Here is an 11047-nt window from a genome sequence, read left to right on the forward strand (position 1 = left end):
TCGGCTGTGGCGACCGCCGGCATCGAGGCGGAGAATGCAGGCTCGGCCTCCGGCCTCTTCAACATGATGCGCAATCTCGGCGGCGCCGTGGGCATCGCGCTGCTCCAGACCGTCCTGACCAAGCGCGAGCAGTATCACTCCAACGTGCTGATGCAGTCGGTCTCGATGTTCGAGCAGGCGACCCGCAACCGGCTGGAACAGCTCACGCAATATTTCGTCAACCACGGCATTCTCGACCGTGCGGACGCGGCGCGTCGCGCCTATGTCGCGATCGGCCATACCGTGCAGAAGCAGGCCTACATCTTCGCCTTCAGCGATACCTTCTATCTGCTCGGCATGGCGCTGATCGTGGCCCTGATCGCTGTCCTCTTCCTGAAGAAGCCCGGCCATGTCTCGGCTGGCGGAGCCCACTGAGCTCAACCCGAAACATCAACCCAGCAAAGGAGAACGACCATGAAACCCCGCATGAATTTCTACCAGGCCGCCCCCGACACGATGAAGGCGCTGATGGCGCTGGAAGAGCAGATCCAGTCGACGGGCCTGGAAAAGTCGCTGATCGAGCTGGTCAAGATCCGGGCGTCGCAGATCAACGGCTGCGCCTTCTGCATCAACATGCACACCGAGGACGCGCGCAAGCGCGGCGAGACCGAGCAGCGCATCTATCTGCTCAACGCCTGGCGCGAATCACCGCTCTATACCGACCGCGAGCGCGCGGCGCTGGCCTGGACGGAATCAGTGACGCTGATCTCGGAGACGCACGCGCCGGACGAGGTCTACGAGCAGGTCGGCGCGCAGTTCTCCGACGCGGAGACGGTGAACCTGACCATGCTGATCGGGGCCATCAACGCCTGGAATCGGCTGGCGATCGCGTTCCGCGCGGTGCATCCGGTGAAGGTGAAGGCGTCGGTGGCGTAGGCGGCGGCGCCGCCCTGAAACAGGTCTCGTAGGGTGGGCAAAGGCGCACTTGCGCCGTGCCCACCATGTCTCTCGATCGCAAAGAATGCGTGGGCACGCTTCGCTTTGCCTACCCTACCGCAGCTGAGCGTGCGGCTAAACCGCCGTCGCCTTGGCGAACTCCACATAGATCTCGCGGAGCCGCGTCGCCATCGGGCCGGGCTTGCCGTCACCGATCGTCTTGCCATCGACTGCGACCACCGGCTGCACGAATGACGAGGCCGAGGTGATGAAAGCCTCCTTGGCGGCGAGCGCCTCGGCGACCGTGAAGGAGCGCTCCTCGACGCGGAGCTGACGCTCTTCGGCCAGCGCGATCACGGCCTTGCGGGTACAGCCCGGCAGGATCGCGTTGGAATTCTGTCGGGTGACGATGACGTCGTCCTTGGTCAGGATGAACGCCGTGGACGAGCCGCCTTCGGTGACATGGCCATCCTGCAGCATCCAGGCTTCGCCGGCGCCGGCTTCCGCCGCGGCCTGCTTGGCCAGCACCTGAGCCAGCAGCGCCACGCTCTTGATGTCGCGGCGTTCCCAGCGAATGTCGGGGACGGTGATCACGTTGATGCCGGTCTTCGCTGCCGCCGAGCCGATGATGTCCTTCTCGGACGTGAACATCACCAGGCTCGACTTGACGTCCCCCTTTGGGAACGGAAAGTCGCGGCCCTTGTCGGCGCCGCGCGTGACCTGGAGATAGACGAGGCCGCTCTCGACCTTGTTGCGCGCGATCAGCTCCTTCTGGATCTCGGTGATGCGCTCGACCGTCTCCGGCAGAGCCAGCTTGATCTCGCCGACCGAACGCTCCAGCCGCGCCAGATGCGAGGCATTGTCGACCAGCTTGCCGCCGAGCACGGCCGAAACCTCGTAGATGCCGTCGGCGAACAGGAAGCCGCGGTCGAGCACCGAGATTTTGGCTTCCGAGAGCGGGACGAATGAGCCGTTGACGTAAGCGATCGAGTCCAAGGCAGGTCTCCTGGGGGAGGGGGATTTGGCGCGCTTATACGCCAAACGGGGGCGCCGAGCACCCCTCGTTTCGTCATTCCGGGGCATTCGCAAAGCGAATGAGCCCGGAATCCATAACCACCATCGGGAATATGGATCCCGGGCTCGCGCTACGCGCGCCCCGGGATGACGACCGTCTAATGCGACAGAATCTTCGACAAGAACTTCTGCGCACGGTCGCTGCGCGGCTTGCCGAAGAAATCCTCCTTGTCCGCGTCCTCGACGATCTCGCCGCGGTCCATGAAGATGACGCGGTTGGCGACCTTGCGGGCAAAGCCCATCTCGTGGGTCACGACCATCATGGTCATGCCCTCATGGGCAAGGTCGACCATGACGTCGAGCACTTCGCTGACCATTTCGGGGTCGAGCGCCGAGGTCGGCTCGTCGAACAGCATCACGATGGGATCCATCGCGAGCGCGCGCGCGATCGCGACGCGCTGCTGCTGGCCGCCGGAGAGCTGCGCGGGAAATTTTTGTGCCTGCTCCTTCAGGCCGACGCGCTCCAGCAGTTGTTCGGCTTTCGCCACCGCCTTGTCGCGCGACCGATCGAGCACCTTCTGCTGCGCGAGACAGAGGTTATCGATGATCTTGAGATGCGGAAACAGCTCGAAATGCTGGAACACCATGCCGACGCGCGAGCGCAGCTTCGGCAGATTGGTCTTGGGATCGTTGACCTTGGTACCGTCGACGCTGATGTCGCCCTCCTGGAACGGCTCCAGCGCATTGACGCATTTGATCAGCGTCGACTTGCCCGAACCCGAGGGGCCGCAGACCACGACGACCTCGCCCTTGGTGACGCTGGTGGTGCAGTCGGTCAGCACCTGGAAGGTCGGGCTGTACCATTTGTTGACGTGGCTGATTTCGATCATGACCGACACGCTCTATCGAATGATGGCGATGCGCGCCTGGAGGCGGCGAACGCCAAAGGACGCAACACAGGAAATGGTGAAGTAGACGACGGCAGCGAACAGATACATCTCGACCAGACGGCCGTCGCGCTGCGCGACCTTGCTGGCCGCGCCGAGGAAGTCCGGGATCGAGAGCACGTAGACCAGCGAGGTGTCCTGGAACAGCACGATGGTCTGCGTCAGCAGCACCGGCAACATGTTGCGGAACGCCTGCGGCAGCACGACGTAGCGCATGGTCTGGGCGTAGGTCAGGCCGAGCGCATTGGCGGCGGCCGGCTGACCGCGCGAGATCGACTGGATGCCGGCGCGCATGATCTCGGAGAAGTAGGCCGCCTCGAACATGATGAAGGTGATGAGCGAGGACGCGAACGCGCCCACGCTGATCGGGCGCGAGGCGCCGGTGATCCACTGCCCGATATAGGGCACCAGGAAGTAGAACCAGAAGATCACCAGCACCAGCGGCAGCGAGCGCATGAAGTCGACATAGACGCCCGCGATGCGGCCGAGCACCTTGTAGCCGGAGAGCCGCATCAGCGCGATTGCCGTGCCGAAGATCAGGCCGCCGAGGCCGGCGAGCGCCGTCAGCGTCAGCGTGAAGGTCATGCCCTCGTAGAACAGATAGGGCAACGCGCGGCGGATGACGTCGAAATCGAGATTGGAGAACATGGCGCTATTTCCCCGTGATGTAGCCGGGGATCGCGACATAGCGCTCGAGGAAGCGCATCGAGGTCACGACAACGGCGTTGACGAGGAGGTAGATCAGGGTCGCGGCGGTGAAGGCCTCGAACACCTGGAACGAAAACTCCTGCATCGAGCGCGCCTGTCCGGTCAGTTCGAGCAGGCCGATGGTGATGGCGACCGCCGTGTTCTTGATGGTGTTGAGAAACTCGGAGGTCAGCGGCGGCAGGATGATGCGGAACGCCATCGGCAGCAGCACGTAGCGGTAGCCCTGCATGGTCGTCAGGCCGAGCGCGGTTGCGGCCATCTTCTGCCCGCGCGGCAGCGAGCCGATGCCGGCCTGCAATTGCACCGCGACGCGCGCCGACATGAAGAAGCCGACGCCGATCGCAGCGGTCCAGAACGGTGCGTTGGGCAGCTGCTTCAGCCAGGTGCCGGCGGCTTTCGGCAGCAATTCCGGCAGCACGAAGAACCACAGGAACAGCTGCACCAGCAGCGGCATGTTGCGGAAGAACTCGACCCAGCAGAAGCCGAACCAATATGCGGCCCTGGAAGGCAGCGTACGCATGACGCCGACGATCGAGCCGAAGATCAGCGCGATGATCCAGGCGAGCACCGCCGTCTTGAGGGTCAGCGCCAGTCCCGACAGCAGCATGTCAAGATAGGTGCCGGTCCCCATCGGGTTCGGCTCGAAGAATATTCCCCAGTTCCAGTGGTAGTTCACGTGTCCCCCGCGCGAACGCGCCAATCAAAGTGTCCCGGGCGCCTATGCAAATGTCCGGCCACTCTGGTGTCAAGAGTGGCCGGACACGCTCTCGATCCGAAGATCGAGGTTATATCCTACTTATAGTCGTCCGGGTTCGGCGAGTCCGTGGGCTTGGCGAACTCGTTCTTCAGCTCGGCCGAGATCGGGCTGTTGAGGTTCAGGCCCTTCGGCGGAATCTTCTGGGTGAACCACTTCTCATAGATCTTCTGGCCCTCACCGGAGGTGTAGAGCGCGGCGGTCGCCGCATCGACCACCTTCTTGAACGGCGCGTCGTCCTTGCGCAGCATGATGCCGTACGGCTCGGGCTTGGAGAACGCGTCCTTGGAGATGACGTAGTCGTCCGGCGACTTCGAGCCGGCCACGAGGCTCGCGAGCAGGATGTCGTCCATCACGAAGGCAACCGCGCGATCGGTCTCGACCATCAGGAAGGATTCGGCATGGTCCTTGGCCGGAATGATGTTGGCGCCGAGTTTCTTCTCGACGTTGGCCTCGGTGAGCTGCTTGATGTTGGTGGTGCCGGCGGTGGAGACCACCGTCTTGCCCTTGAGGTCGTCGATCGACTTCAGGCCGCTCGACTTCTTGAAGACGTAACGGCTGGCGGTCAGGAAGTGGGTATTGGTGAAGGCGACCTGCTTCTGGCGCTCGGCATTGTTGGTGGTCGAGCCGCATTCGAGATCGATGGTGCCGTTGGCCATCAGCGGGATACGCGTCGCCGAGGTCACCGGGTTGAGCTTGACCTCGAGCTTGTCGAGCTTGAGCTCCTTCTTCACGGCGTCGACGATCTTGTAGCAGATGTCCATCGCGAATCCGATGGGCTTCTGGTTGTCGTCGAGATAGGAGAACGGGATCGAGGAATCGCGGAAGCCCAGCGTGATGGCGCCGGTGTCCTTGATGTTCTTCAGCGTGCCGGTCAGCTCCTGGGCCCCGGCCTGGCTGACGGCGAAGGTCGCGGCGAGCGCGAGGCCGATGCTACGGAAATGTTTCACTTTTAGTCCCCTTTCAGGATGATGCGGCCCGGATGCAAGCACAGATTGGGCCGGATTAGAATATAACTTACGGCTGGATTGCGGCTCAGGTTTCAGGTTGTTAATGGCTCAGGCGAGTGGCCTCGGCAATTCCCCAAGATCCCAGAACAGCCCGGCCATCACCGTCAAGGCCTCTTCGGTCAATGGCAGCAGGATGTGCTCATTGGGCGCATGCTGGGAGCAGCCGGGATAGGAGTGCGGGACCCAGATCGTCGGCAGGCCCAGGATCTCGGAGAAGACATCGTTGGGCAGCGAGCCCCCGAAATTCGGCAGCACCGCCGGCGGCTTGCCGGTGGTCTGCTTCACCGAATGCGCCGCCCAAGTGATCCAGGGGCTGTCGAAATCGGTCCGCGACGCCGCAAAGCTCTGTGCGGCCCGCACCTCGACCATCGGAAAACCCTTTTGCACCAGATGCGCGCGGACGGCGTCGATCAGGCCGTCGACCTTGGTGCCGACCACGAAACGCAGTTGCAGCACGGCTTTGGCGTGGCCGGGAATGGCATTGGCCGGCTTTTCGATATTGCCGGACGACATCGCCAGCACTTCCAGCGTGTTCCAAGCATAGAGCCGCTCGGCTGCTGACAAGCCTTCCTCACCCCAGTTCTCCGCGAGCGCCGGCTCATCTTCGGTCGGCACCACCTGCACATCGGCGAGATAGCTGCGGATCTGGTTGGTAAGCCGCGGCGGCTTCAGCGCATCGAGAAGGAGGCGGCCGTGGCCGTCGACCAGCGTGGAGATCGCGTTGACCAGGATGGTCGCGGGATTGGCGAGCACGCCGCCCCAATTGCCGGAATGGTGGCCGCCATCGCGCAGATTGACATCGAGATGAATGCGGATGCCGCCGCGGCAGCCGAGGAACAGCGTCGGACGATCCGCCGACAGACGCGGCCCGTCGGACGCCATGAACAGATCGGCCTTGAGCGCGTCGCGGTTGAGATCGCAGACCTTGCCCAAGTCAGGCGAGCCGATCTCCTCGCCCATCTCGACGATGAACTTGGCGTTGAAGCCGAGCTTGCCGCCGCGGGCCTCGCGCACCGCGCGGAGCGCCGCCATGTTGATGCTGTGCTGGCCTTTGTTGTCGGCGGTGCCGCGGCCATAGAGGCGCGTGCCCGCGACCGTCGTGCGCCAGGGATCGCGGCCGTCGCGCCACTCACCTTCCATGCCGTCGACGACGTCGCCATGGCCATAGACCAGAACGGTCGGCGCGGATGCGCTCTCGATATGCTCGGCGAACAGGAACGGCGCCTTGCCGCTGGGGGATTCGACGATGCGGCTGGTGAAATCGAGCGCGGCGAAAGCCGGCTGCATCTCCTGTTCCAGATAGGCACGCAGTTCGGGGCCGCGCGACGGATTCTGGCTTTCGGTCTTGAAGGCGACGCGGCGGTCGAGTTCGGCAAGGAACGCACCGGATTTGAAGTCGTCCCGGGCGCGGGCGATGGCGTCGGCTCTGGTCATGATTTGCTTTTCGGACTTCGAGGAAGGACCCTACCCGAGACGGGCGGCCTTCGAAAGTGGCGGGGACTTGGATTGTTCTTGTAGTTCTCTTGTACTTCTCTTGGGATTTCGTTCTTGCTCGCTTGAGATTGGCTTGCCAAGGACAGCAGTGCTGCTGATTTTGGCCTTGCCAAGCGCAGGTTATATGCAAGAACTTCGCCAAGTTGGGGCGCACATCTAGCATTCGAAGAGCACTCAGTACAGTGCGCCGGGGGACCATCATGGCCAAGCAGATCAGGCTCAACGCCTTTGCGATGAATTGCGTCGCGCATCAGTCACCGGGCCTGTGGACCCATCCGCGCGACCGAACCGCCGAGTATAACCGCCTGCCCTATTGGATCGATCTTGCCAGGACGCTGGAGCGCGGCCGCTTTGACGGGCTGTTCCTCGCCGACGTGCTCGGCGTTTACGACGTCTATGGCAACAGTCCTGACGCAGCCTTGCGCAATGCAGCACAGACGCCGTCGAACGAGCCGCTGCTGCTGCTGTCGGCGATGGCGGCGGTGACCAAGAATCTCGGCTTCGGCGTCACCAGCAACCTCTCATTCGAGCCGCCCTACCCGTTCGCACGGCGGATGTCGACGCTCGACCATCTCACCGAGGGGCGGATCGGCTGGAACGTCGTCACCGGTTATCTCGACAGCGCCGCGCGCGGCGCCGGCAAGGACAAGCAGACCGGGCACGACGACCGTTACGACATCGCCGACGAATATATGGAGGTCGTCTACAAGCTGTGGGAAGGCAGCTGGGAGGACGACGCGGTGCTGCGCGACCGCAAGCGCGGCATCTTTACCGATCCCAGCAAGGTTCACCGCATCAATCACGAGAGCGCGAACTACCGCATCAACAACACCATTCATCTCAGCGAGCCGTCGCCTCAGCGCACCCCCGTGCTGTACCAGGCCGGGACCTCGCCGCGCGGGCGGCAGTTCGCGGCCAAGCACGCCGAATGCGTGTTCATGTCGGGACCGTCAGCCAAGATCATCGCGCCGCGCGTCGCCGCGATCCGCGAGGAAGCCGCCAAGTTCGGCCGCAACCCGGCGGAGATCCTGATGTTCAACATGATGACGATCATCCTCGGCAACACCGAAGCTGAAGCCGCGGCGAAATATGCCGATTACCGCTCGCACATCAGCCCCGAGGGCGCGCTGGCGCTGATGTCAGGATGGACCGGCATCGATTTCTCCGGCTACGAGCTCGACCAGCAGGTGCGTCACGTCCAGAACGATGCCGGCCGCAGCGCGCTCGACAACGTCACCCGCGGCGACCCCGACCGCGTCTGGACCGTGCGCGACGTCATCGAGCATGTCGGCATCGGCGGCGCGGGTCCGGTCGTGGTCGGTACGCCCGAAAGCGTCGCCGACAAGATCGAGGACTGGTTCGAGAAGACCGACGTCGACGGCCTCAACGTCGCGTTTGCGATCTCGCCCGGTGATTTCGAGGACATCGCCGACATGCTGGTGCCGGAGTTGACCAAGCGCGGGCGGTACAAGCCGGAATACGCCAAGGGCACGCTGCGGGAGAAGCTGTTCGGCGACGGCCGCGCAAGGCTCGACGCGCCGCATCCGGCCGCAGGGTATCGGGTCGGGAAGAAGGGGTAGCTGTTGCCTCCTCGTCATTGCGAGCGAAGCGAAGCAATCCAGAATCCCTCAGCGGAAACAGTCTGGATTGCTTCGTCGCAAGGGCTCCTCGCAATGACGGCCACCTACACCTTCCCGTCCACCATCACCTCGATCAGCTTGGTCCCCGGCCGATTGAACGCGGACGCCAGTGTCGCCTTCAGCTCACTGACATCGCTGACCTTGATCGCCTCGCATCCCAGCGCTTTGGCGACGCCAGCGAAATCCACGGGCGGATCGACAAAGTCCATGCCGACGTAATTGTCGTCGCCGTGGAAAGCGAGCAGGCGCTGCTTGATAATGCGGTAGCCGCCATTGTTGGCGATGACGACGTTGAGCGGCAGCTTGTGATGCGCCGCCGTCCACAGCGACTGGATCGAATACATCGCGCTGCCGTCGCCGGAGAAACACACGACCGGCCGATCCGGATTGGCGATGCTGGCGCCGACCGAGGCCGGCAGGCCCCAGCCGATGCCGCCAGAAGCAAGCCCGTGATAGCCGTAGCGGTCGCGGTGCGGACGCAATGCCGTGATCTGGCGGCTGGAAGTGAGGCCTTCGTCGACGAGGATGGCATTGTCAGGCATCGCCTCGACCATTTGCAGCACCAGAAAATCCGGATCGATGGGGCTGCGACCCGCGCTCTTGCCGATCTGCTCGACCAGCGCGGCGCGGCGCGCGGTCCAGTTCTTCGGTGCCAGCTCGGCGAGACGCTGCTTTGCGCGTTGCGCCAGTGCGGCGCCGCCCATCTCCTTCAGCACCGGGATCAGCGCACGCAGTGTTTCCTTCACATCCGCCTTCAGCGCGATCTCGGCGCCGTAGTTCTTGGCGATCTCCCAATCGACGAGACCGATCTGCACGATGCCGAGACCATCCGGCAGCGCATCGACCTCGCTGTAGACCGACATGCGCAGGGGATCGCCGCCGAGCGCGACCAGGAGGTCGTAGGGCGCCAGCGTGTCGCGCGCGACCTTCTGCACACGCGCCAGCGTGCCGACGAAGCTCGGGCTCTCCGAGAGGAAGTGTGAGCCGTAGGGCGTCGAGGATTGGTAAGCTGACGCGCCAAGCAGTTCGGCGAGTTCGGCGGCCTCCTTCAGGGCGTCGCTCTTGACCACCTCGTCCATGGTGACGATGACGGGCCGCTCGGCTTTCAGCAGGCGTGCAGCAAAAGCCCTGAGCGCTTCATCCGACGGTTTTGTGCGCGCATCGATGCGGGTGGAGCGGCCGAGATCGATGCCGGCTTCGCTGTTGAGGATATCGCCGGGCAGTGAGATGAACACCGGCCCGGTCGGCGGAGTCATCGCGACCTTGGCGGCGCGGCGCACGATGCGCGGCAGATCCTCAAGCCGCGTCACCTCGACCGCCCACTTCACCAGCGGCTCGGCCATGCGCACCAGCGGGCCATAGAGCACCGGCTCCATCAGGCCATGGCCCTGCTCCTGCTGGCCCGCGGTCAGGATCATCGGCGTGCCCGTGAACTGGGCGTTGTAGAGCGAACCCATGGCGTTGCCGAGGCCCGGCGCGACATGGACGTTGCAGGCGACGAGCTTGCCGGAGGCGCGGCTGTAGCCGTCCGCGATCGCCACCACCAGGCTCTCCTGCATCGCCATCACATAGGTGAGATCGGGATGGTCCTTCAGCGCATGCATGATCGGCAATTCGGTGGTGCCGGGATTACCGAACAGATGCGTGATGCCCTCGTCCTTGAGCAGCGCGAGAAAGGCGGAACGGCCGGTGATCTTGTTCTTCATGTTTCCTCCAGGAGCGGGCGTTGCCGCAAGGACGGAAAGCATGATGGCCGAAGTTGCAGGAGGCGCGCAAGGAAGCGCGGTCATGGCTGCGTTGCGTGGGCGCGGCCAACCGCGCTCTCGTGTCCCGGACGCGGCGCAGCGCGCAGCGGTGCGACGCAGAGCCGGGACCCAAATTTGCACGGAGCTCGCTGACGCATGGGTCCCGGCTCTGCGCAGCAGCGTTTCACGTTGCAGCGCGTCCGGGACACGAGAGCCGAGCGAACAGCAAGGGCTACAGCTCCTCCCGTCCGAGCTCAAACGGATCCTCTCCGCCTGCCCGCTTCTTCTTTTTCGAGCGCTGCCACACCACGCCGGGAAAGCCCTTCAGCGGCACCAGCGGCTCGCCGGTGTAGGCCCATTCCTGCAGCTCCTCGATCGCGATGTGATAGAGCGGCTGGCGGCCGGTGCGCTCCTTGAACAGCGCGCGGGGAATGTTGACCATGTGCGGCCCGCGCGGGCGCTCATAGGCGATCGGCGTGCCGCAATGGGAGCAGAAACTTCGGGCAGTTTTGGTGGCCTTGTCCTCGTAGCGGGTCAGCGCGGTCTTGCCCGAGGTGATGCGGAAGCGCTTCTTCCAGCTGCCGACATAGGTGGCGTAAGCCGCGCCATGGGCGCGGCGGCTACTGGCAGAATGATCATGCCAGGCCCAGCGCGCGGGGATGTCGATCTCGAAGGTGACCTTGCCGCAGAGGCATTGGCCGGTGGCTATACCTGCGGCGACTGCGGCTTTGGCCATTTCTCTCTCCGTCGTCATTGCGAGCGCAGCGAAGCAATCCAGACTGCCCCCGCAAAAAGACTCTGGATTGCTTCGCTGCGCTCG

The 11047-nt window shown here is 63.9% G+C and carries 10 protein-coding genes and 1 pseudogene; 3 read left to right on the top strand and 8 right to left on the bottom strand.

All coding sequences use genetic code 11. The features are described 5' to 3' along the window. Both PMI42_RS36020 and PMI42_RS36025 read left to right on the top strand, forming a co-directional pair. Nucleotides 1-414, top strand: a pseudogene (locus PMI42_RS36020) (EmrB/QacA family drug resistance transporter); the annotation flags it as partial. A gap of 39 nt (nucleotides 415-453) precedes the next feature. Further along, on the top strand, nucleotides 454-915 hold the full coding sequence (locus PMI42_RS36025) for a carboxymuconolactone decarboxylase family protein (RefSeq protein ID WP_008144652.1): 462 nt from the start codon (nucleotides 454-456) through the stop codon (nucleotides 913-915). A gap of 135 nt (nucleotides 916-1050) precedes the next feature. Here the strand turns inward: PMI42_RS36025 and PMI42_RS36030 are convergent, their stop codons facing one another. The 6 genes from PMI42_RS36030 to PMI42_RS36055 all read right to left on the bottom strand — a co-directional run bounded on the left by PMI42_RS36030 (nucleotide 1051) and on the right by PMI42_RS36055 (nucleotide 6782). Continuing rightward, nucleotides 1051-1911 carry a D-amino-acid transaminase gene (locus tag PMI42_RS36030; protein WP_008144653.1) on the bottom strand — a complete coding sequence of 287 codons (861 nt, stop codon included), beginning with the start codon at nucleotides 1909-1911 and terminating at the stop codon, nucleotides 1051-1053. 176 nt (nucleotides 1912-2087) lie between these two features. Beyond that, on the bottom strand, nucleotides 2088-2819 hold the full coding sequence (locus tag PMI42_RS36035) for an amino acid ABC transporter ATP-binding protein (RefSeq protein ID WP_008144654.1): 732 nt from the start codon (nucleotides 2817-2819) through the stop codon (nucleotides 2088-2090). A gap of 12 nt (nucleotides 2820-2831) precedes the next feature. Then, on the bottom strand, nucleotides 2832-3524 hold the full coding sequence (locus PMI42_RS36040) for an amino acid ABC transporter permease (protein ID WP_008144656.1): 693 nt from the start codon (nucleotides 3522-3524) through the stop codon (nucleotides 2832-2834). 4 nt (nucleotides 3525-3528) lie between these two features. Then, entirely contained in the window at nucleotides 3529-4260 is a 732-nt protein-coding gene (locus tag PMI42_RS36045) for an amino acid ABC transporter permease (protein WP_008144658.1), read from the bottom strand. 116 nt (nucleotides 4261-4376) lie between these two features. Beyond that, nucleotides 4377-5288, bottom strand: coding sequence for an amino acid ABC transporter substrate-binding protein (locus PMI42_RS36050; RefSeq protein ID WP_008144660.1), 912 nt, complete (start codon nucleotides 5286-5288; stop codon nucleotides 4377-4379). A 108-nt stretch (nucleotides 5289-5396) separates the two neighbouring features. Further along, nucleotides 5397-6782, bottom strand: a complete 1386-nt coding sequence (locus PMI42_RS36055; RefSeq protein ID WP_008144661.1) for a M20 family metallopeptidase — start codon at nucleotides 6780-6782, stop codon at nucleotides 5397-5399. A 260-nt stretch (nucleotides 6783-7042) separates the two neighbouring features. Here PMI42_RS36055 and PMI42_RS36060 point away from each other — a divergent pair, with 260 nt between their 5' ends. After that, a complete protein-coding gene (locus tag PMI42_RS36060) occupies nucleotides 7043-8422 on the top strand; it encodes an LLM class flavin-dependent oxidoreductase (RefSeq protein WP_008144663.1) in 1380 nt (459 codons plus the stop codon). 104 nt (nucleotides 8423-8526) lie between these two features. Here the strand turns inward: PMI42_RS36060 and PMI42_RS36065 are convergent, their stop codons facing one another. Both PMI42_RS36065 and PMI42_RS36070 read right to left on the bottom strand, forming a co-directional pair. Further along, the gene (locus PMI42_RS36065; RefSeq protein ID WP_008144665.1) at nucleotides 8527-10188 is read right to left on the bottom strand and encodes a thiamine pyrophosphate-binding protein; all 1662 of its coding nucleotides are present in this window, start codon (nucleotides 10186-10188) and stop codon (nucleotides 8527-8529) included. A 271-nt stretch (nucleotides 10189-10459) separates the two neighbouring features. Further along, the gene (locus PMI42_RS36070) at nucleotides 10460-10963 is read right to left on the bottom strand and encodes a GFA family protein (protein ID WP_008144667.1); all 504 of its coding nucleotides are present in this window, start codon (nucleotides 10961-10963) and stop codon (nucleotides 10460-10462) included. Nucleotides 10964-11047: the final 84 nt, after the last annotated feature.

Source organism: Bradyrhizobium sp. YR681 (assembly GCF_000282615.1).
In the GTDB taxonomy this organism is placed as follows: Bacteria; Pseudomonadota; Alphaproteobacteria; order Rhizobiales; family Xanthobacteraceae; genus Bradyrhizobium.

Bases quoted from the DNA above. Each gene is read 5' to 3' on its own strand.
- PMI42_RS36040 (WP_008144656.1), bottom strand. From the start codon at position 3,524: ATGTTCTCCAATCTCGATTTCGACGTCATCCGCCGCGCGTTGCCCTAT.
- PMI42_RS36065 (WP_008144665.1), bottom strand. From the start codon at position 10,188: ATGAAGAACAAGATCACCGGCCGTTCCGCCTTTCTCGCGCTGCTCAAG.
- PMI42_RS36060 (WP_008144663.1), top strand. From the start codon at position 7,043: ATGGCCAAGCAGATCAGGCTCAACGCCTTTGCGATGAATTGCGTCGCG.
- PMI42_RS36055 (WP_008144661.1), bottom strand. From the start codon at position 6,782: ATGACCAGAGCCGACGCCATCGCCCGCGCCCGGGACGACTTCAAATCC.
- PMI42_RS36035 (WP_008144654.1), bottom strand. From the start codon at position 2,819: ATGATCGAAATCAGCCACGTCAACAAATGGTACAGCCCGACCTTCCAG.
- PMI42_RS36070 (WP_008144667.1), bottom strand. From the start codon at position 10,963: ATGGCCAAAGCCGCAGTCGCCGCAGGTATAGCCACCGGCCAATGCCTC.
- PMI42_RS36025 (WP_008144652.1), top strand. From the start codon at position 454: ATGAAACCCCGCATGAATTTCTACCAGGCCGCCCCCGACACGATGAAG.